The organism is Corallococcus terminator (assembly GCF_003611635.1).
Classification (GTDB): Bacteria; Myxococcota; Myxococcia; order Myxococcales; family Myxococcaceae; genus Corallococcus; species Corallococcus terminator.
This window is the reverse complement of sequence record NZ_RAVZ01000083.1, coordinates 1-20,876: the sequence shown is the minus strand read 5'-3', so window position 1 is coordinate 20,876 and position 20,876 is coordinate 1. Positions and strand designations below refer to the sequence as shown.

Here is a 20,876-nt window from a genome sequence, read left to right as displayed (position 1 = left end):
ACAGCTCACACCCCGTGTGCGCCCGGCCTGTGTGCGTCACCTTCCCTGAAAATGAAAAACGCGCTCGCTCCAGGAGGGAGCGAGCGCGTGGATTCAGGCGGTTTCTGCCTGGACGCCGGAACTCAGACGGCCTTCAGGCGGGGCGTGCGCGTCTTGGGCGCGGCGGAGGCGGCGGCCTCGCGCAGCGCGTCCTTCTTGTCGGTGCGCTCCCAGGTGAAGTCCTTGTCGGAGCGGCCGAAGTGACCGTACGCGGCGGTCTTCTGGTAGATGGGCCGCAGCAGGTCCAGGTGCTCCGTGATTTCCCGCGGACGCAGACCGAAGGTCTGGCGCACCGCGCGGGCAATCTGCTCCTCGGGCACGGTGGCCGTGCCGAAGGTCTCCACCATCACGCTGACGGGCTCCGCCACGCCGATGGCGTAGGAGACCTGCACCTCGCAGCGGCTGGCCAGCCCCGCGGCGACGACGTTCTTGGCGATGTAGCGGCCCATGTACGCGGCCGAGCGGTCCACCTTGGACGGGTCCTTGCCGCTGAAGGCGCCGCCACCGTGACGGCCCATGCCGCCGTAGGTGTCGACGATGATCTTCCGGCCGGTGACGCCCGAGTCGCCCATGGGGCCGCCGATGACGAAGCGGCCCGTGGGGTTGATGAAGAACTTGGTCTTGTTGTCGATGAGCTTCTTCGGCAGGACCTTCAGGATGACGTCCTCGCGGATGGCCTCCTGGATCTTCTTGTTGGAGATCTCATCCGCGTGCTGCGTGGACACCACCACCGCGTCGATGCGGACCGGGCGGCCGTCCTTGTACTCCACCGTGACCTGGCTCTTGCCGTCCGGGCGGATCCACGTGTGGTTCTTGCGGCGCACCTCCGCCAGACGGCGGGTCAGCGCGTGCGCGTAGTGGATGGGCGCGGGCATCAGCTCTGGCGTCTCGTCGCACGCGAAGCCGAACATCATGCCCTGGTCGCCGGCGCCCTGGTCCTTCTTGTTGTCCACGCCCCGGGCGATGTCCTGGCTCTGGCCTTCGATGGCCACCATGACGCCGCACGTGTTGCCGTCGTAGCCCATGGAGCTATCGGTGTAGCCGATGCGCGTGATGGTCGACCGGACGATCTTCGGGATGTCCACGTAACAGTTCGTCGTCACCTCGCCCGCGACGATGGCGAGACCCGTCTTCACGAGCGTCTCCACGGCGACGCGCGCCTGCGGATCCTTGGCGATGATGGCATCGAGCACACCGTCGGAGATCTGATCGGCGATCTTGTCCGGGTGGCCCTCGGTGACGGATTCAGACGTGAACAGGAAGTCGGTAGGCATGTCTTCTCGGGCTTCGCGCTAATCCAGTGACGCAGCGCAGGGGGCGGACACTAAACGTCCAGTCCCAACAGAGTCAAACCTGACGGCAGGGGCATTTATTCGTCGCGGAGCCCACACAAGCGACCGGCCCCAACGTGGGAGGTGAGGTCGCCGGCCGGTTGAATTTAGTCCGTCGCGGCGCGTTCCCCTGGGCTACAGGACTCGCGCCGTTCTTCAGGAGGTCACCCACCCATATGAACCTGAACGCCCACTTCCGCTCCCTCTCCGTGTTGGTTGCCGTCACCCTCGCCGTGCCCGCGTTCGCCGCGCCCAACAAGGCGAACGACGCCATCACCAAGCCGGTGAAGACCGTGGTGCAGTCCGTGCGCTACGAGAAGGACCTCAAGGCCCTGGAGAACCTGGGCAGCGACCAGCAGGGCGCCTTCCTCCTGGGCGATGACTGGACCAAGGCCACCGACGCCCAGAAGAAGGAATTCACCCAGCTCTTCCAGAGCCTCTTCGCGAAGCTCGCCTTCCCCAAGGTGCGCGAGAACTTCAAGAACCTGGACTCCATCACCTACGACGAGCCCCAGGTGACGGGCGACAAGGCGCTGGTCGGCTCCACCATCTTCATCAACCACCCGCTGAAGAAGCAGGAGATGAAGCTCAAGTATTCCGTGGAGAAGGTGGGCGCCTCGTGGAAGGTCGTGGACGTGTCCGTGCTGGGTGACTCCATGCTCACCGGCATCCGCGACGATCAGGTGCGTCCCCTCTTCAAGGATGGCGGCTGGGACGGCTTGCTGGGCGCCATGCGCGCGAAGAACAACGAGCTCGCTTCGGTGAAGCTGAAGTAATCCAGTCCCGGGCCGCGTCGAGCAGCCAGGCAACCAGGCCACCGTCCTCCCCCCGGGTTCCGGGGGGGGCGCCGGCCGGGTAGGCTCCGCGTCCCCCTCCCCCCGAGCGCCTGGCGAATGACAGTCCCCTCCTTTGCCCCGCAGCCTCCGGCCCGCAGCCTGCCGTCCGCCCGTGAGGTGGATGCCTTCTGCGTGCAGCACGCGCCCCGGGCTCCGGGCCACCCCGCCGTGAGGGACCTGTTCCGGCTCCTGTCGGAGGTCCCCGAGGACGGGCTGGACGCGCGCCTCGCGTGGGTGGAGCGGTGGATCCACTGGATGCGCGAGCGCATCCCCGCGCAGGGCCTGATGGACGGGGAGGACACCACGCTGTCCCCGGCGAACTCCCGGCTGTCGCTGCTGGTGCGCGTGCTGGAGGGTGAAGCGTCGCTGCGCATGGCCGTCACGAAGCTGGTGTCGGGGGTGTGCGCGGGCAGCCGGGGCCTGAAGCTCTTCTCCCAGGTGGGCCTGAGCGGCGGCAACGGCTTCTTCTCCGAACTGACGGACCGCTTCGTGCGCGGCGTGCTGCCCGCGCCGCCGGAGCCCGGCAAGCTGTCCGAACTGCTGTTGCGCCTGTTCCCTGTGCCGGAGGACGCGGAGTGGCTGGCCGCGCTGGCCCCGGCGCTGCTCGCGCGGATGACGGTGCTCGTGGGCGACCCGCCGCCGCCGGACCCGTCCCCCACGGCGCGCGTGCGCGGCGACCTGATGGACGCGCTGCTGCTCCTGGGCGTGCAGGTGACGAACCTGGGGCTGGCGGAGGACGTGCGGGACCGCAGCCCGGAGATCGCCTTCCGCGCCTCACCGTTCCTGCGGCTGCGGATGGTGTGTGACGCGGTGCTGGCGCGCGATGGTGCCCCGGACGCGCTGCGCGACCTGGAGCAGGCCAAGGCGGACTGCCGGGGGGTGGTGGCGTCCGTCACGCGGCACCTGGAGCACTCGGGTGTCAGCGTGGATCTGGTGTACCGGCTGGAGCGCATCCGGCGCGGCCTGGACCGGATGGAGGCCATCGCGCGCGTGCTGGGCGCGGCCCGGGGCGAGCCGCGCTGGCGCGAGGCGCTGGAGCTCCTGTCGGACCTCCTGCGGTACGCGCACGCGGACCGCTCCGTGCTCGCGCTGGTCCGGCGCAACGCGCGGCTGCTGGCGCGCAAGAGCATCGAGCGCACCGGCAACACCGGCGAGCACTCCATCACCACGACGCCGGGCGAGTTCCACCGCATGGTGCACTCCGCGGCGGGAGGCGGGCTGCTCACCGCGTTCACCGCCGCGCTGAAGTTCTTCCTGGCGGGGCTGTCGCTGGCGCCCTTCTTCGCGGGCTTCTTCGCCGCGCTCAACTACGCCGGCAGCTTCGTGGTGATGCAGTTGATGGGCTTCACGCTGGCCACCCGGCAGCCCGCCATGACGGCCTCCACGCTGGCGGCGGCCATCGGCGAGGACGCCGTCGAGGACGACGACCCGGGCGACGCCACCGACGGGCGCATGGAGCGGCTGGCGGCGCTGGTGCCGCGCATCACCCGCTCGCAGCTCGCGGCGGCCCTGGGCAACCTGGGCTGCGTGCTGCCCGCGGCGGTGGCGCTGGCGCTGGGCTTCCAACTGCTCCGGGGCCACGCGCTCCTGTCGGTGGCGCAGGCCGAGCAGGTGGTGGAGTCGCTGCACCCCTGGCACAGCGCCACGCTGCTGTGGGCCGCCTTCACCGGCGTGCTGCTGTGGATGTCCAGCGTGGCCGCGGGCTGGTTCGAGAACTTCGTCGTCTACCGGCGCCTGCCGGAGGCGCTGGCCCACCACCGCGTGCTGCGCGGCCTGCTGGGCGAACACAACGCGCGCCGCGTGGCGGACGCGCTGATGCACCACGCTGCGGGCGTGGGCGGCAGCGTCACCCTGGGCGTGCTGCTGGCGGTGGCGCCCGGCATCGGGGGCTTCTTCGGCCTGCCGCTGGACGTGCGGCACGTCACGCTGTCGTTCGGCTCGCTGGCCTTCGCCGGCTGCACGCTGGGCCCCGCCGCGGTGATGCAGCCCGGGTTCCTGGCCGCCCTCCTGGGGGTGGGCGTCATCGGCGCGCTCAACTTCGGCGTGTCCTTCGCGCTGGCCCTGGGGCTGGCCCTGCGGGCCCGGGACGTCCCCATGTGGGAAGGCCTGCGCTTCGTGGGCGCCATGGGCCTGCGCTTCCTGCGCCATCCCGGCCCCTTCCTGATTCCTCCTAGCGAGGAGGGAGCGGCCAACCCCGACGTGCTGGTCATCCCGCTGGTGGGCCCCCCGGGGCACTGACGGGGCGCATCAGGCCCGGAAGGGGCGGTTATTCCCGGGCTTTGAGAGGTCCCGACTCGGGCGGAGGTCGGGCGGACAGGCATGCCCGGCATTGCTTCCGGGCGGGGTGTTTTGTCGATAGGGTCCCGCGCCCATGAGCGGCAATCCCTCCTCGCATCCCCCGCCTCGCCTCGCCGTCGCCTACGCCGAGATGCTGGTCCGTCGTCCCGGCACCGTGATGACCGTGCTGCTGTTGCTGCTCGGTCTGGCCGTGTGGGGCACGTCGAAGCTCACCATCAACTCGAACCAGTTGGACCTCATCTCCCAGGACCTCCAGGAGGTGAAGGACGTCAAGCGCGTCATCGACATGGTGGGCGGCAGCGGCTTCTTCATGGTCGCGCTGCGCGGCGATGACGAAGCCACGCTCAAGCGCGTCGCGGACGACCTGGCCGTGATGGTGGGCAAGGACAAGGAGCACGCGCGCTCGCTCACGTACAAGATTCCCGTCGAGTTCGTGCAGCAGAACATGGTGCTGTTCATCAAGACGGAGGACCTGGCCGAGGGCAAGCGCCGCATCATGGCGTTCCTCAAGGATCAGATCCGCCGCAGCAACCCGTTCTACATCGAGATCAAGAAGACGGAGCCGGTGAAGCTGGACCTGCAGGACCTGGTCGACAAGTACTCGAGCGTTGGCAACAAGAGCATCGCGGACGACTACTACATCTCCCAGGACCGCAAGCTGCTGCTGCTGCTCATCAAGCCGATGTGGGACACGAACCAGATTGGCCAGACGAAGGACTACGTGGAGAAGCTGCGCAAGGACCTGGCGGACTACTCCAAGTCCAACGCCGGTGGCGTGCAGTTGGTGGAGGACTACTACAAGATGGGCGACAAGAAGACGGTCGCCTACGGCTTCACGGGTTCCTACAAGACGGCGGTGGACGACTCGTACGCCATCGAGGAGTCGCTCCAGCCGGTGACCATCCTGGCGCTGGTCGCCATCTTCGCCATCACCATCGCGTTCTTCCGCAAGTGGGCGCCCACGCTCATCGTGGTGAGCGGCACCGTGGCGGGCACGCTGTACACGCTGGGCTTCACCTACGTGGCGGTGGGTGAGCTGAACATGATCACCTCCATCCTGGGCGGCATCCTGATGGGGTTCGGCATCGACTACGGCATCCACTTCATCTTCCGCACGCGCCTGGAGCTGGGCGCGGGCAAGAGATACGACGTGGCCATCCGCGACGCGGTCATCAACGCGGGCCGTCCGGCGCTGGTGTCCGCGGTGGTGGTGGCGGGCTCCTTCTTCGTGCTGATGGTGAGCGACTTCAAGGGCTTCTCCCAGTTCGGCTTCCTGGCCGGCACGGGCACGCTGCTCCTGGGTGTGACGCTGTTCTCCTGGTGCCCGGCGCTCCTGGCGCTGGCGGGCCGCAGGAACCCGGAGCTGCCGCAGAAGCTGATTGGCGTGATGAAGCCGCCCGCGGTGAACAACGCCTCCGGCAACGAGATGCGCATCCCGCGTCCGGGCCTGGTGCTGGCGGTGGGTTGCGTGGTGGTGGCGGTGGTGTGCGGCGCGGCCATCCCGTGGAAGGACGGCGAGCCCCCCGCGGGCGCGGACTTCTTCACGCGCCTGCCGTACGGCGTGCGCTTCAACTACAACACCCGCGCGCTGATGCCGGCCAACCAGCCGTCGGTGGTGTTGCAGGATGAAATCAACGACCGCTTCAAGATCGCCAGCGACCCGCTCGCCATCTACACCAAGGACCTGGCGGAGACGGAGGCCCTCTACAAGGAGCTGACGGCGGATCCGAAGAAGCGCCCCACCATCTCCCAGGTGATGAGCCTCTTCACCTTCGTGCCGCCGGAAGGCATCGCGCAGGCGAACACGAAGATTTTGGAGGAGTGGCAGGCGGAGCTGAAGGACATCGAGGTGTCGTCGCTGCCGCCGGAGACGCAGGAGAAGGCGCAGTTGTTCCTGAAGATGCTGGAGGCGCGTCCCTTCGACGTGCACCAGGTGCCGGAAATCTACGCCACGCAGTTCCGCCACCTGCCCAGCACCCAGCCGGAGAACCACGGCTACCTCACGTTCATCTACCCGAGCGTGGACCTGTGGGACGGCAAGCAGATGCTCCAGTTCGCGGACCAGACGCGCTCCATCAAGGCCATGGTGACGCCGGGCAAGTTCACGGACGGGCCCCAGGGCACGCCGGTGGAGAAGGAGTTCCGCGCCGCGGGCGCCACGCAGTTGTACGCGTCGCTGGCGCGCATGGTGCTCAAGGACGCGAAGCTCACCATCATCCTCACCGCGCTGTGGATCCTCGCGATGCACTTCGCGGACTTCCGCAACGCGAAGCTGGCGCTGGCGTCCGTGATTCCGCTGACGGTGGGCCTGGCGATGATGCTGGGCTTCATGGCGCTGTTCGACATCCGCCTGAACTTCATGAACGTCATCATCCTGCCCATCCTGCTGGGCTTCGGCGTGAGCCACGGTCTGTACCTGCTGCACCGCTTCCTGGAGGGGACGTCCCCGCTGGTGGCGCTGCGCAGCGTGGGCGCGGCGGTGGCGTCCTCCACCCTGACGGCGGTGGCGGGCTTCGCGGCGCTGCTGGTGGCCGGCCACAACGGCGTGCGCTCCATGGGCATCATCGCGTGCATCGGCCTCATCACCACGCTGCTGGTGTCCTTCACGGTGCTGGCGGCGGTGATGCAGCTCATGCACGACAAGCGGCAGCGTGACGCGGGGCGCTCACCGTCGAACGGTTCGACGGGTGGCGGCGACGCGTCTTCCACACGCGCAGCCTGACAGCGCGGAAGAAGCGCTTAATATCCCGCGCCGGACTTCGGCCCCGCCTTCCTCCACCAAGGGGAAGCGCGGGGCTTCTTCTTGAGGAGCTTCAAGCCATGGGGACGTTCAAGCGACTGGGGCCGGTGCTGGGCCTGATGATGCTGGCGGGCTGTGCGAGCGCGGTGAAGAGCCAGCGGCTGCGCGCGGACTACGCGACGGTGGACCGGCAGCAGGTGAAGCGGCTGGCGGTGGTGACGCAGCCGTTCCCCCCGGGCAAGCAGTACGTGGGCGACCTGTGGAGCCTCATCGCGCGGCAGTGGCTCAACCAGAACCGGGACTTCCTGGTGAAGGAGAACACGTCCCTGCCGGAGCGGCCTACGGACGCGACGTTCAAGGACCAGTGCGTGGAGGGGATTGAAGGCGTGCTGTGGTTGGATCCGCAGGTGAAGCAGGTGGGCGACGGGGCGGAGGTGGCGCTCAAGGCGCAGCTCATCCGCTGCCGCGACGGTGAAGAGGTGTGGGCGGCGGAGTCGGCGGGGAGCTGGGATTCGAAGGACGAGAAGTACACCGCGCGCGCGGAGCAGTACGAGAAGGAGCTGGGGCCGGACGTGGCGCCCTACGTGGTGCCTTCGTACAAGCTGCTGGTGGCGACGCTGGACACGCTGCCCAATCCCGAACTGAACGAAGCGGACAAGGACGAGAAGATCGACCTGGGCGAGTAGCGTCGCCCCTCGAGTGGACTCCTTCGTCATCATCGGCCGGTTGGTGCTGGCCACGTTCCTGGGCGGCGTCCTGGGCGTGGAGCGCGAGGCGCGCAGCCAGAGTGCGGGGCTGCGCACGCACACGTTGGTCGCGCTGGGGTCGTGCTGCTTCACGCTCGCCAGCGTGTACACGGAGTGGGTGCTCCAGCCGGGCGTGTCGCCGAACGGGTCACAGGCGGACATCAGCCGCATCGCCAGTCAGATTGTCGTGGGCATCGGCTTCCTGGGCGCGGGCGTCATCCTGCGCCATGGGGGCGCGGTGAAGGGGCTCACCACCGCGGCCAACCTCTGGGTGACCGCGGCGGTGGGGCTGGCCTGCGGGCTGGGGATGTACGTGGCGGCGGGTGTCACGGTGGGACTGGCGCTCTTGTCCCTGGTGCTGCTGCGCCCCGTGGCCCGGTTCCTGACACCGCTGTCCGGACGCCACGGCAGCCAGCACGACGAAGAAGGGGACCCTGCCGATGGCGAGGATCCCCCTCCGAAGTGAAGCGGCGTCCGTGAAGCGCCCTACTCCATGGGCACCAGCGCGCCCGTCAGGTCGTGCGTGTAGGCCACCGGGCGGTGCGGCTTGAGAGCGCTGTCGTCCTCGTTCGCTCCACCTTCGGCCAGCACTGCGCCCGGAAGGTGCGCCAGGTCCCGGCGCAGGTAGACGTCATCCCCGTCCAGGTCCGCGACGTCGGAGAAGCGCACCGGATATTCCTTCTCGAAGGCCCGGCCCTTCCCGATGGTGAAGCCCCGGGGATCCACCGCGACGACGCCACCCAGGGCTTCCCCGTCCCGGTCCCGCACCGTCATGCCCCGCTGAATGTCCGCTGATTTGAACACGCTGCTGCCTCCTGCATCCGTGTCCGGCCAAAGTGTGCATTCCCCCTGGAAACGGCGACCCCCCCTTTGCTGCTGAAACGGGGGGAGCGGGGCCTACACGGACTCGGGTTCTACGTCGCGCAGCGAGGTCAGCAGCGAGCCCTCCGGACCGCTGAAGCGCCGGTCCATCTCCGTGCGCACATAGCGCTCGATCTCCTCCGCCGTCGTCAGCTCCATGGCGGCCTGGAGCATCTCCATCGCCTCGCGGCGGCTCACCCGGCGCATCAGCCGCTTCACCACCGGAATCTGCCCGGACGTCATCGACAGCTCGTCGAAGCCCAACGCCAGCAGCACCAGCGTGAAGAGCGGATCTCCGGCCATCTCGCCGCACATGGACACCGGGATGTTGGCGCTCTTGGCCGCGTCCACGATGCCGTGGAGCATGCGCAGCACCGACAGGTGCAGCGGCCGGTAGAGGTACGCCACCTCGCGGTTCTGGCGGTCGATGGCCAGCGAGTATTGGATGAGGTCGTTCGTCCCGATGGAGAAGAAGTCCGCTTCCTGCGCCAGCCGGTCCGCGATGGTCGCCGCGCTCGGCGTCTCCACCATGATGCCCACCGGGAAGCGCTTGCCCACCGGCACCCCGGCCCGCCCCAGCGCCGTGCGGCACGCCTCCAGCTCGCTCCGGGCTTCCCGCAGCTCGCTCACCCCGCAGATGAGGGGGAACATCAGCCGCATGTTGCCGTGCACGCTCGCGCGCAACAGCGCCCGGAGCTGCACCCGGAACAGCTCCCGGTTGGACAGGCAGTAGCGGATGGCCCTCAACCCCATGGCGGGATTGGGTTCCTTCTCGTGCTTCGTCTTGCCCGGCACCTTGTCGCCGCCCAGGTCCAGCGTGCGGATGGTGACGGGACGGCCGCCCATCGCCTCCAGCACCTGCTTGTAGGCGCGGTAGTGCTCCTCCTCCGTGGGCGCCGTCTTGCGGTCCAGGAACATGAACTCCGTGCGGTACAGGCCGATGCCCTCCGCGCCGTGCGCCAGCAGCGAGGGGATCTCCTCCAGGAACTCCATGTTGCCGTTGAGCCGGATGCGGAAGCCGTCCGTGCTCACCGCCGGCTGGTCCTTGGTGCTGAGCGCGAGCTGCTCGCTCTCCTGGTAGCGGCGCTGCTCCTCGCGGAAGAGCGCGAGCTGGTCCTCGGACGGATTCACCAGCACCACGCCGCGCGTGCCGTCCATCGCGATGAGGTCGCCCGGCGAAATCTGCTCGCTCGCGCGCCCCGCGCCCACCACCGCGGGCGTCTCCCGAGCGCGGGCCACGATGGCCGTGTGGCTCGTCTGGCCGCCCAGGTCCGTGACGAAGCCCGCGACGCGGCCGCTCCGGGCCATCATCGCCGCGTCCGCCGGCGGCAGGTCGTGCGCCACCACGATGGCCTCCGCGGGGACCTCCACCTCCTCGTCCACCACCTGGCCCATCAGGTTGCGGATGATGCGGTCGGCCACGTAGTCCACGTCCGAGCGACGCTCACGGAAGTACTCGTCCGGGATGTTGTCGAACAGGTGCTTTATCTTCCGGGCCGTGCGGCGCACCGCCCACTCCGCGTTGATGCGGTCCTCCACGATGAGGCGGTTGACCTCATCCACGAGCATGGGGTCGTGGAGCATCAGCCGGTGGGCTTCCAGGATGAGGGCGTGGTCGCTGCCCTCCGTGCGCGTAATCTGGTCCTTCAGCTCCGCGAGCTGGCGGTCGGATAAGTCGATCGCCGTCTTCATCCGCATCCGCTCCGGCTCCACCTCGGCGTCGGCCAGACGCAGCTTGGGCGTGCGGATGCGCTTGCGGTCCAGGATGAAGGCGTGGCCCACCGCTACGCCCGGGGAGGCGCCGATGCCTGTCAACCTGAGTGTAGGGGTGGCCTGGCTGCTCACGGTTCGGTTCCTGCCCTGGGGAGGGGTCTATCTTCCACGTTCACTGCGCTTCGCCAAAGCGATCCGCGATGAGCTTTTTCAATTCGGACAGGCACGCGTCCGCGTCCTCGCCCTTGCAGGTAATGGTCACCTGCACGCCCTGCCCCGCCGCGAGCATCAGCACGCCCATGATGGACTTGGCGTTCGCGCGGTTGCCTTCCGCGGCGATGGAGACCTCGCTCTTGAAGCGGTTGGCCACCTTGACCATCTGCGCCGCGGCCCGGGCATGCAGCCCCAGCGCGTTGACGATCTCGAATGTTCCCTGGGCCTCGCTCGGCATCACGACTCCTGCTGCTGCTGTGGTTCGTCCACTCAAAGAAAGGCCCCCGCCGCGCAGGCCAATCCCGCCGCGACATAGAGGACCACGTACGTGGGGACCCGGCGGCTGACAGCCACGTAGGCCAGCACCCCCACCGCCAGGCATCCCACCGACAGGAACACCGCCCAGGTGCCGCCCGCCGTCGCCCCGAAGCTCACCGCCAGCCACGCCGCGAGCCCGCCCGCGCTCGCGGCCGCCACGCCCCTCAGGCGCGCGCCCTTGGCGGGAAGGTTCACCCGCGCCACCGCCTCCACCAACCGGTCCCCCAGGCTCAGCCCCAGCCAGTACAGCCGGATGCGCAAGAGCAGGTGCACCAGGTTGTAGAGCACCAGGAAGAGCGCCACCGCCCACACGCCCAACAGCGGCACCATCGCCGCGCACAGCCCGCCCACCGCGGGCTTGAGCGACAGCCAGAAGAACCCGTCTCCCAACGCCGCCAGCGGCCCCATCAGCGCCGCCTTGAAGCTCACCACGCGGTCCGGCGTCTCCTCGCCCCGAGCAATCTTCCGCTCGTGGTTGACGACGCCGCCCACGATGGCCGCCGCCACGTACGGGTGCGTGTTGAAGAAGACCAGGTGCCGGCGCACCGCCGCCTCGCGCAGGGGCCCCGGCGGGTACAGCCGCTCCAGCGCGGGATACACCGCGTACGCGAGCCCCAGGTTCTGCATCCCCTTGGGGTTCCACGACGCCTGGAGGAAGAGCGAGCGCAGGAAGACGCGCAGCACCGTGCCGCGCGACAGCCGCGCCGGCGGATGGACGGGAGCGCTCGTCGTGGGAGCGACCGGCGGCGTCGTGCTCATGGCCGCTCCTGGAGCTTGGAGAGGACCACCGCCACCGTGACGCCCGCCGCAGCGAGCCCCGCGAACAGGGGCGCGCGCTTCGCGTGGCTGCTCTGTGCGGCGATGGCCGCCGCCACGCAGGCCATGGCCGGGTACGCCCACGCCAGCCCCCGCACCAGCCCCTGCGGCAGCACCGCCAGCACGGGCTCCAGGAAGAAGCCCGCCAGCGCGCACGCGCCGGTGATGGCGCCGTAGCCCACGAAGTGCGGCCACATGCCCCACAGGTTCTGGCGCATGGCGCGCGTGAGATTGCCGGCCTCCGCGGACGCCAGCGCCACGCGGGCAAGGCGCGCGGAGTAGCCCTCCAAGAGCCGGTCCAACCTGCGCCCCACCCGGCCCAGGCCGATGAAGAGCAGGACGGCCAGCGACCAGATGGCGGGCGTGGAGCCCGCGCCGGTGGCGGCCGTCAGCGTGGCGGCGGCGGCGGCGGTGCCGGTGGCCGCCAGGGTGTCGTTCTCCGGCAGCGACGCGCCCAGGTTGGCGGTGCCCAGGTAGAACAGCTCCAGGAGCATGCCCACGGACAGCCCGCTGCCGACGTCACCCAGCAGCGCGCCCATGAACGTGGCGGCCACCAGGGGCCGGGACAGCATGGCCTGCAGGAACGCCTTGCGCTCCACGGCCACCAGTCCGCCCCAGAGACACGCGAGCGCCACCTGGGTCCAACCGACGTTCACCGGTTCACCCGGCCTTCGACCAGCGCTCGGTCAAATCGGGCAGGTCCACCGACTTCTCCGCGGGCACCGCGCGCGCCTCCACGCGCACGCCCTGTTCAGAGAGCTGCTGGAGGGCCTGGAGCTCACCTTCCGCCAGGAAGACGGACGGAGACACCTGACGGCGGCCGGTGCCGAAGTGCACGTTGCCCAGGTTGAGCTGATCCATCACCAGCCCGTGCTGGTAGGCGAACGGCACGGAGGAGACATCCCTCAGGAGCACCAGGGTGCGGACGCCGTCCTTCGACAGGGCGGCGAAGTCCACCTGGGCCAGGGGGAGGATCTGCACTTCGATGGCACTTTGCACGGCGAGCGCCATCGCGGCGCGAATGAGGGGACTGGAAGCGGCCTCATCATCCGCCACCACCACGCGGGACACCTTGAGGTGGGGAAGCCAGGCCTCAACGACCTGGCCGTGGATGAGGCGGTTGTCGACGCGGACCAGGGTGATCACGGCAGTCTCGAATCGCCGACCCGCGCGGGTCCGTCAAGTTCGCGGCTGCTGCTGGGCCTCGCGAAGCAGGGCGGACGCACAGGTGATGTTGCGCTGGCCGTACGACGCCAGCTGGTTGGCCATCTCCGAAAGGGCCATCTGCTCCGAACGGAGCGAATTGGCCTTCAGCAGCATGGGCAGATTGACGCCGGCCAGGACTTCCAGATTCATCCGCTGACACATCATCAGCGATTCCTTACAGGGCGTACCTCCGAACAGGTCGGCCATGATGATGACGCCGTCCCCTTCGTCCACGGTCTTGACGGCCAGCTTCATCTTGGCGCGCAGGTCCTCGACAGGGGCCCCCGGCTCGATGCTGCAAGTCGCCACCGCGGGCAGCTTGCCCACGATCTGCTCCGCGGTTGAGACCAGCTCATCCGCCAGACGTCCATGCGATGCGATGACGAGGCCGACCATGATCACCCCTGACCAACCCCCCGGAGATTTTGCGTTCCTACGCCCATCAACGACGTGACGCAACTCCGGTGAGTTTTTCGCCTGCACCTGGGACCGCTACACCCCAACCGCTTCGACTCGAAGGTAAGGCGACTGCGCTCACCATGCCTGGAATTTCAGGTCCGGGGAAGGGACAGGGTGTCGTCTGCCGGACGGGGGGACGGGCGCGATCTCCCCACACTTGAAGAGATGCCCTGCCGTCCCAGACGGTGCGTGCCCCGAGGGACGAGGCCGCCGTTCCCGCTCGGTGGGTAGGAAGGCAGCCGAGCTTCGCCTGTCACCCGGGAGCCTGCCGCCTGGAAACAACAGGATGGGACGAGGGTCCAGGGGTACTCGGGATATCGGGGTGCGGGGACCTATAGCGTCGGGTGTGTTTCAGGGCACGACCAGGCGCGCCCGCTGCTCGGCTGGACGGATGCGCACGGTGGCGCCCGCGCCGAAGGTGAGGAAGTCCTCCTCCATGCCGTCGCTGAAGATGACGCCGCCCTGGGGCATCCGCGATTCGAGCACCAGTTCGTCCTTCGAGGTGACGAAGCCGCCGACGATGTCCGCGCTGGAGTGGCGGCTGACGAAGGGCTCGCGCACGACGAAGGCCAGCCGCGCCTCCTCCCACCCGAGCTTCCAGGGCTGCCCCGGCGTCCCGCCCGTCTGCTGGGTGAGGCCGCGCGCCAGGGCGAACACCGACGACAGCCACCCGCTGGAGCCCGCGCCGGTGGACACGAGCACGCCGCTGGACGACTGCGCCTCCTGCTTCCCGCCGAAGCGAAGCTGGTAGCGGGCGGAGACGTGCGTGCGAGCGCCAATGAACAGGTCGTTGAAGGCGAGCAGCCGCTGCCCGTCTCCCAGTTTCGCCTCCGCGAGCTGCACCTGGCGGAAGTGCCCCCTGCCCTCCAGCACCCGCTGCACGGCGGCCCGGGTCTTCGCGGGGAGGAAGGGCAGGAGCACCCCGTCGAAGTGCTCGGGGTCCGGGTTGACGCCCACGAGCGGCTGGTCGCCCACGTACTTGGCCACGTTGGCGACCAGCCCGTCCTGCCCCACCGCCACCACGATCTCCTTGCCGGTGAAGAGGAAGGTGGGCACGAGCGAGCGGTCCACCTGCTGCACCGGCAGCCCCACGTCCAGTTGCGCGCGCAGGGCGTCCACCGAGCGGCGGTACGTGTCGTCCTCTTCTTCAAAGCCCGTGAAGTCCTGGCCGGCGCGCTCCACGTAGAACTTCGCCTGCTTCTTCGTGTTGAAGCGCACCACCAGGTCCGACAACCGCGTCTTGCGCGTGACGAGCACCACCTTCTCGAACATGGCGTGCCTCTCTTGGCTTCAGGGGTTCAGCGGTCGCGCGGGTCGAAGGTCTGCACGGCCGCGCCGCCGGGCTTCGGCGGCTTGTGGCCACGGCGGCCCGTGTTGGGGTCGGTGTCCGGGGTCGGGTCGTTGCCGCGCGGGGGCGTGTTCGACATGAGCGAGCGCAAGAGGTCCGGGGACACGTTGAGCTCTCCGATGCGCTGGGCGTTCTCCCCCATCTCGCGGAAGGCCAGGGCGATGTTGAGCGCCGGGTCGCCGCCGTTGGACGACGTGGCCATCAGCGTCCTCCAGTCCATGCCGCGCACGGGCGCCAGCGTCTGCTCCAACGAGTACGCGCGCGCGTCCGCGGACTGGCGCTCGTTCTGGACCCAGCGCTCCATCAGGGCCGAGCGCTGCTCCTCCACCGCGATGTCCGCGGCCATCTTCGCCTCGCGAATCTGGCGCTGGCGCTCCTCCACCACCAGCTCCGTGGCCAGCTCGCTCTCCTTGATGCGCCGCTCCTGCTCCACGGCCGCGTTGCGACGGGCGTAGATGGCCTCGTCTGCTTCGCGCTGGAGTCCTTCGCGAGCGGCGGCCTCCAGCGCCCGCGCCATCTCCGGCGTGGGCTGGATGGAGAGAACGGAGAAGGCCATCACCTGCACGCCCAGCGCTTTCACGGCCTCCGCGTCCGCGAGCCCCGCCAGCACCTTGGACTCCAGCGCGTCCGAGTGCACCAGCACCTCGCGCAGGCCCAGCGACTGCACCACCGCGCGGGCGCGCACCTGGGCGGCTTGCACCAGACGGTCCGCCAGCTTCTCAGGATCGTCCGAGCGGTAGCGCCCGCCCGGCGTCACCGAGTAATCCAACAGCCCCGCCAATCGGCGCGGCTCCTCTACCCGATAGGTCAGTTGGCCCTGGAGGGTGACGGGCTGGAAGTCACGGGTGACCTCGTTGAAAGCGAACGGCACGTCCGCGCTCGACAGCGGCACCGATACCAGCGTCGTCGCCGGCTTCCAGTACAGGAAGGACAGGCCCGCTCCCTCGCGGACCACCTCCCCATCCCGGTACTGCATCACGTACGTGGTCGGCGTCGACTTCATGTACCCGAAGAACATCGGTGCTCCCCCTCACTCACTGCGTTCCATTCGTGTATTTCCGACACTATCTTAGTGTCCACGTTACACGTTCGCAAATGGAAATGTGGAAACGGGGGTTTGTGGCGCGGATGCCGGTAGACGGGCGCATCGGGGCGTCCTTGAATCGGGGGCATGGCGCGCAAACTCGGGGAGCAGTTGGTCCTGGACGGGGTGTTGACCCCGGATGTGTTGAACCGGGCGCTCGCGCGACAGCAGGAGACGGGCCAGAAGCTGGGCGAGTGTCTGGTGCGGCTGGGTGTGGATGAGACGCCGGTGTTGCGGCTGCTCGCGCAGGAGCTGAAGACGCGCTTCGTGTCCACGGAGAAGCTGGCGCAGGCGAAGGTGGACCCGGCGCTGCTGGAGCGCGTGCCGGTGCGGCTGGCCGAAGGCTTCGACTTCATGCCGCTGCGGCTGGCGCAGGACGTGTTGTACGTGGCCATCTCCGAACCGCAGCGGGGGCGGGCGCTGGAGGAGATCGCCAAGACGGTGGGCGTCGCGCAGGTGCTGCCATTCGTGGCGGTGCGCCGGTCCATCCGCGCGGCCATCCGCAAGCACTACTACGCGGACCTCCAGGCCTTCGAGCACCCACCGGAGGACCTGGTGTGTCCGCACTGCGGCGCGCCGAGCAAGCCGGGGGACTTCCAGTGCGCGCGCTGTGAGTTGCTGCTCGTGCGCAGCGTGGAGGACCTGCCGCCCCGGGACAACGTGTCGCTGGTGCGGGCGCTGCTGACGCAGCCGGAGCAGACGGGCGCGCGCGGGACGCCCCGGCCTCCACAGGCGGAGGCGACGCGGGTGGTGTCCTTCCAGGCGAAGGCGCGGGCCGGGGCACCTCCAGTGCGACCGGTGATTGTCGGCGGCCTGGACATCGCGCGCATGAACCTCAGCCCGTTCGAGGCGTATGTGCTGTCGCAGGTGGATGGACGCACGGCGCTCTCCGAGATGGCGCTCATCACGCAGGTCACGGAGGTGGAGCTGCACGCGCTGTTCGAGTCGCTGTCGGAGCGCGGGGTGACGAAGCTGGTGGGCACGCTGGCCTCCGCCGAGGCGGAGACCCGGGGTGAGGCCGCGCCAATCCCGGTCCAGGCGGTACGGGCTGCTCCGGTGACGGTGCCTCCGGTAGCGGCGTCAGCGGCGGTTCGGAGCGCGGTGCCTGGAGCCAACGTGGCGGCGACGCGGACGCAGGGGCCGTTGCCCTCCGTGACGTTGTCGGGAGCACTGGCGTCGAAGCCCGCGGCGCCCCGGCAGGAGGACGCCCGCGAGGAGGTGCTTCAACGCGTGGTGCGGCTGGAGCGCGCGGGCAAGATGACGGAGGCGCTGGACCTGCTGGAGCGCAGCATCGCGCTGATGGCCCAGCCCGCGCCGCTCTACAACCGCATGGGGATGATCGTCCTCAACCACCACCGCGACTACACCCGCGCCTCCGCGTTCTTCCAGAAGGCCGCGGACCTGGAGCCGGAGAACAGCGTCTACACGATGAACCTGTACTCCGTGCTGTGCATCACCGCCGATGCCACCAACGCGGGGAAGAAGAAGCCCAAGCGTTGAGGCCCCCATGACCGTCCCCTCCCCCGCCGAGTCCTACCTGCTCGACTTCCATGGTCGCCTCGCAGGGGTGACCGCACACTGGTTCGCGACCGCGCCCGTGCAACGGGAGGGTGAAACGTTTCCCTCCACGTATTCGCTGCTGGAGGCGGTGGTGCCTCGGGATGCGGGGCCACGGGTCGTGCTCGATCTCGCCTGTGGCGACGGGCATCTGCTGGAACTGCTCGCGAAGAGGGAGCAGCCGGGGCTGTCGTTGCTCGGGCTGGACATGAGCGAGCATGAGCTCGCGGCGGCACAGGCCCGGTTGAAGGGCGCTGCGACACTGCACCAGGGACGGGCGCAGACACTCCCGTTCGCGGAGGCCAGCATCGATGTCGTGCTGAGCCATCTGGCGCTCATGTTGATGGATGACGTGGAGACCGTCCTCGCGGAACTCCGACGCGTGCTGAAGCCCGGTGGGACGGTGTCCGTGGTCGTCGGCGGCGACATGGTGCGCGGCGATGCGGTGGAGCGTTTCGCGGGACTCTTGCGGCCCTTGCTGCTGGCGGAGACACAGCCGTGGCTGCCGCTGGGCGACCCACGGGTGCGCTCGGTGGAGGGACTGAAGGGGCTCTTCCACGAGGGGTTCGAGGACGTCGCCATCCAGGACCTCATCGTCCAGGGGGATGGAGAGCCCCGTTCGGTCTGGGACTCGCTCCGCACGACGTATGACGCGGACCGGTTGTCTCCGGCGGCGCGGGCTTCGCTCGAAGCCTCGTTCCTCCAGGCCGTGGAACCCCTGCGGCGCTCGGATGGCACCGTGTCCTGCCGCTGGGGCATGCGGCAGTTGACGGCCACAAGCAGCCGCGTCAGTCGTTGACGAAGATTTCGTGCATGGGGTGGCCGTTCAGCCGCTCCGCGTAGAGCGCACCCAGCGTCTTGACGTAGTGGAGCAGGTCGAACGGAACGGACGGCGGAGCACCACGCCTGCATACGTCCACGCCCCACATGACGAACCGCTCGGCCTTGGCGTCACCGAGGCTCCGGACATGCTGCAACGCGGCGGATTCGTTCAGCCAGGGGCCAACCTCATGGGCTCGCCACCGCGCTCTCACGAAGGCCAGTCCCTTCGCTATCGGGCGCGCATCGGAGCGCCGCTGGACATGGAGCGCCTCCAGGGTCTTCGCGAAGAAGAGCAGGTCGAACGGCGCGGATGGTGCTTCACGCTGCATGGGACGAAACCACACGGCCTCGGCCAGCCCCTGCGCGACCCACAGGCCGACCGGCGCGAAGTCGAAGGCCTCAATGAACTGGAGGGTGGCCTCGTAGTTCACCCAGCAACTGGGACCCCCTTCGTCCTGCACCGTGACGACTGCTGGCGGCTCAGAAGGGTCCTCGTCGTCATCCGACCACCATCGCAGATCCTCCCCCAGCAGCGTGGAGAGGACGACCCTTCGGTCCCTGCTGAGCTCCGTCAGGACCTTGACGAAATAACGCAGATCGAACGGAGCGGAGATTGTCGCGCCCTGCCGATGGAGCTCCTTCGCCGCGCTCAACCCCTGCGTGACGAACCGCGCGCTCGTGTTGCCCTGGAGTTCCTCCAAGAGCACCCGCGCGGCCTCCTCCTCCATCCAGGGCAGAGCCTTTGCTCCATCCCCAGACTCGGTGGGCTCCTCGATGTGCGGCGGGTCGTCCTGGAGGCACCAGGAGCGAAAGCCCTCCAGGATTCGCACGGGCACCCGGGCACCGACCAGCGCACTGCCCAGCCACCCTTGCATGTCCTCTGAAAGCACCCGCAGAACGGCGTACTTCCGTGCGTGGAGCGCATGCATCGTCCAGGTCAGGAAGAACAGGTCGAACGGCGCGGCGGGCGCATCGCCCTTCATGAGGCGGAAGACGTTCGCCTCCATCAACGCGCCCATGACCCACTGCCAGAGCGAAAGGTCGTGCCGGAAGGTCTTCGCGAGCGCGTACGCGGCGTCGCGATTCACGAAGCGCTCGTCATTCGCAAAGGGCATCGTCATCGCTGCGTTCCCCCAGCCTGAACTACGCGGGCGGAGTCCACGGGACGATGCGCAATGCACCGCCGTCTTCCGTGGGCTTCGCCTCGTGGAGCGTCATCGCGAAGGTGCCCGTCGCCGCGTCGCGCGTGTGGTGCACGATGAGCGGCATCATGGGGATTCCCGGCAGCGATTCCGTCATCCAGGCGTAGCCGTCCTCGGGCGTCTTCGCCTCCAGCACGCACGCCGTGCCGTGTCCCGTGAGCGCTCCGTTGCAGAGGAGCTCCAGGTCCGCCAGCGTGCGCACCTCGTCCGCGAAGAGAAGGTCCGGGTCCTGCCTCAGGAACGACCGCAGCGCCTGCGCCACGGTCAGCTCCGGCCCCACGCGCACCATGCCGATGGCGCCGCCCGTGCCGCCCTTCGGCTCCTCCACCGCCGCCAGCGCGTGCACGTTGTCTGGCAGCGCATCCATCAGGGCCCGCAGGGTCGTGCTGCGACCCGTTCCGGACGCCCCCGTGAGCAGCACCACCTGGCCATTGAAGAGCGCCTTGTTCAACTCCCGGAAGTACGTCTCCAGGAACGCGCCCGCGTCGTCCGCGAGCGGCAGGCTCGTGATGCTCGGGAACGCCTGACGCGTCTCGCGGCTTCGCGCCAGCGCCGTGGTCCACGTGCCCAGCGCGTCTTCACGGAAGGACACCCGGAACATCAGCTCCGGATCCGCGGAGCCAGCCGGGAAGGACACGCTGCCACGGTCGGGCAACCTCGGATCCGCGCCGCGCTTCGCGTGGGCCACCAGGGCCTGCCCCAGCGGACGGTACAGCGCGTAATCGATGGCCTGACGCACCGGCACCCGCTCCGAGCCCAGCAACCCGACCCGGTCCGGAGAATCCTCCCCGATGAAGAACAACGTGATGCCCGCGTTGATGCGCATCCGCGCGGGCTCGGCCTCCGCGTCGTCACCGTTCCCGGTGTCTCCGGCTTCGTCACCGTCCTCCGACGCGTCGTCGTAATCCTCCGCCGCCCACACGGAGAACAGCGCCGCGCCCGTGCCCGCAGCCACCTCGAAGAGGGCCGCCGCCAGGGCCTCGGGCGTCGTCGGTGACGCGGGGACCCGCGCCGGCTTCCGGCCCGCCTCCCCCAACTGCGTCAGCAGGCTGGCGAACACGGCCTGCGGCGTGGACGGCAGGGAGGGCTTCGGGTTCGGGTTCTTCATGGGACGCGGACGATGGCACGGCCCGTTCCGCCCCGGCCATGACAGAAGGCACGACCCTCCCCCACCCCGGACGCCCAGGCCCGTCCCGGCTGCAAGCCTGCCGCATGGCCGAGCGAGTGGGCACCACAAGGGGGGATCCCCTCCGGCAGGCGCTTGGGTAACATCGCTTGATGTTCAGG

19 protein-coding genes are annotated in these 20,876 nt (G+C 69.0%); 7 read left to right on the top strand and 12 right to left on the bottom strand.

The annotated features are described in order from the left end of the window. Positions 1-122: 122 nt before the first annotated feature. On the bottom strand, positions 123-1,313 hold the full coding sequence (gene metK / locus D7V88_RS14465; protein ID WP_120541227.1) for a methionine adenosyltransferase: 1,191 nt from the start codon (positions 1,311-1,313) through the stop codon (positions 123-125). 239 nt (positions 1,314-1,552) lie between these two features. Here metK and D7V88_RS14460 point away from each other — a divergent pair, with 239 nt between their 5' ends. The 5 genes from D7V88_RS14460 (at position 1,553) to D7V88_RS14440 (ending at position 8,456) form a co-directional block, all read left to right on the top strand. Then, entirely contained in the window at positions 1,553-2,146 is a 594-nt protein-coding gene (locus D7V88_RS14460) for a Tgt2/MlaC family protein (protein ID WP_120541236.1), read from the top strand. 117 nt (positions 2,147-2,263) lie between these two features. Beyond that, positions 2,264-4,444, top strand: a complete 2,181-nt coding sequence (locus D7V88_RS14455; RefSeq protein ID WP_120541226.1) for a site-specific recombinase — start codon at positions 2,264-2,266, stop codon at positions 4,442-4,444. A 133-nt stretch (positions 4,445-4,577) separates the two neighbouring features. Then, positions 4,578-7,226, top strand: coding sequence for an efflux RND transporter permease subunit (locus tag D7V88_RS14450; RefSeq protein WP_120541225.1), 2,649 nt, complete (start codon positions 4,578-4,580; stop codon positions 7,224-7,226). Between the two features lie 98 nt (positions 7,227-7,324). Beyond that, positions 7,325-7,930, top strand: a complete 606-nt coding sequence (locus D7V88_RS14445; RefSeq protein ID WP_120541224.1) for an MXAN_6521/LA_1396 family lipoprotein — start codon at positions 7,325-7,327, stop codon at positions 7,928-7,930. 13 nt (positions 7,931-7,943) lie between these two features. Continuing rightward, positions 7,944-8,456 carry an MgtC/SapB family protein gene (locus D7V88_RS14440; protein ID WP_120541223.1) on the top strand — a complete coding sequence of 171 codons (513 nt, stop codon included), beginning with the start codon at positions 7,944-7,946 and terminating at the stop codon, positions 8,454-8,456. A 20-nt stretch (positions 8,457-8,476) separates the two neighbouring features. Here D7V88_RS14440 and D7V88_RS14435 read toward each other — a convergent pair whose 3' ends face one another. The 9 genes from D7V88_RS14435 to D7V88_RS14395 form a co-directional block, all read right to left on the bottom strand. After that, positions 8,477-8,794: a hypothetical protein gene (locus D7V88_RS14435; RefSeq protein WP_120541222.1), complete on the bottom strand. Its 318-nt coding sequence runs from the start codon at positions 8,792-8,794 to the stop codon at positions 8,477-8,479. A 93-nt stretch (positions 8,795-8,887) separates the two neighbouring features. Next, positions 8,888-10,696 carry a phosphoenolpyruvate--protein phosphotransferase gene (gene ptsP / locus D7V88_RS14430; protein ID WP_120541221.1) on the bottom strand — a complete coding sequence of 603 codons (1,809 nt, stop codon included), beginning with the start codon at positions 10,694-10,696 and terminating at the stop codon, positions 8,888-8,890. A gap of 40 nt (positions 10,697-10,736) precedes the next feature. Continuing rightward, a complete protein-coding gene (locus D7V88_RS14425; RefSeq protein ID WP_120541220.1) occupies positions 10,737-11,015 on the bottom strand; it encodes an HPr family phosphocarrier protein in 279 nt (92 codons plus the stop codon). Between the two features lie 32 nt (positions 11,016-11,047). After that, on the bottom strand, positions 11,048-11,854 hold the full coding sequence (locus D7V88_RS14420) for a PTS system mannose/fructose/sorbose family transporter subunit IID (RefSeq protein ID WP_120541219.1): 807 nt from the start codon (positions 11,852-11,854) through the stop codon (positions 11,048-11,050). Then, positions 11,851-12,567 carry a PTS sugar transporter subunit IIC gene (locus D7V88_RS14415; protein WP_120541218.1) on the bottom strand — a complete coding sequence of 239 codons (717 nt, stop codon included), beginning with the start codon at positions 12,565-12,567 and terminating at the stop codon, positions 11,851-11,853. The genes D7V88_RS14420 and D7V88_RS14415 overlap by 4 nt, the downstream gene beginning before the upstream one ends. Before the next feature lie 4 nt (positions 12,568-12,571). After that, complete coding sequence (locus tag D7V88_RS14410) at positions 12,572-13,057, bottom strand: PTS sugar transporter subunit IIB (protein WP_120541217.1); 486 nt, start codon at positions 13,055-13,057, stop codon at positions 12,572-12,574. Between the two features lie 33 nt (positions 13,058-13,090). Beyond that, positions 13,091-13,513 (bottom strand): PTS sugar transporter subunit IIA, encoded by a 423-nt coding sequence (locus D7V88_RS14405; RefSeq protein ID WP_120534882.1) that lies wholly within the window; start codon positions 13,511-13,513, stop codon positions 13,091-13,093. Positions 13,514-13,927: 414 nt separating this feature from the next. Beyond that, positions 13,928-14,848: a diacylglycerol kinase catalytic domain-containing protein gene (locus D7V88_RS14400; protein ID WP_120541216.1), complete on the bottom strand. Its 921-nt coding sequence runs from the start codon at positions 14,846-14,848 to the stop codon at positions 13,928-13,930. Between the two features lie 26 nt (positions 14,849-14,874). Continuing rightward, on the bottom strand, positions 14,875-15,942 hold the full coding sequence (locus D7V88_RS14395; protein WP_120541215.1) for an SPFH domain-containing protein: 1,068 nt from the start codon (positions 15,940-15,942) through the stop codon (positions 14,875-14,877). Between the two features lie 153 nt (positions 15,943-16,095). Here D7V88_RS14395 and D7V88_RS14390 point away from each other — a divergent pair, with 153 nt between their 5' ends. Next, positions 16,096-17,508, top strand: a complete 1,413-nt coding sequence (locus D7V88_RS14390) for a GspE/PulE/PilB domain-containing protein (protein WP_120541214.1) — start codon at positions 16,096-16,098, stop codon at positions 17,506-17,508. A gap of 7 nt (positions 17,509-17,515) precedes the next feature. Beyond that, positions 17,516-18,364, top strand: a complete 849-nt coding sequence (locus tag D7V88_RS14385) for a class I SAM-dependent methyltransferase (protein WP_120541213.1) — start codon at positions 17,516-17,518, stop codon at positions 18,362-18,364. On the opposite strand, the gene D7V88_RS14380 is transcribed toward D7V88_RS14385, so the two are convergent. Together D7V88_RS14380 and D7V88_RS14375 are read right to left on the bottom strand one after the other, a co-directional pair. Beyond that, positions 18,354-19,508, bottom strand: a complete 1,155-nt coding sequence (locus D7V88_RS14380) for a hypothetical protein (RefSeq protein WP_120541212.1) — start codon at positions 19,506-19,508, stop codon at positions 18,354-18,356. The genes D7V88_RS14385 and D7V88_RS14380 overlap by 11 nt on opposite strands. A 22-nt stretch (positions 19,509-19,530) precedes the next feature. Beyond that, positions 19,531-20,697 carry an ATPase, T2SS/T4P/T4SS family gene (locus D7V88_RS14375; RefSeq protein ID WP_120541211.1) on the bottom strand — a complete coding sequence of 389 codons (1,167 nt, stop codon included), beginning with the start codon at positions 20,695-20,697 and terminating at the stop codon, positions 19,531-19,533. Between the last annotated feature and the right edge of the window lie 179 nt (positions 20,698-20,876).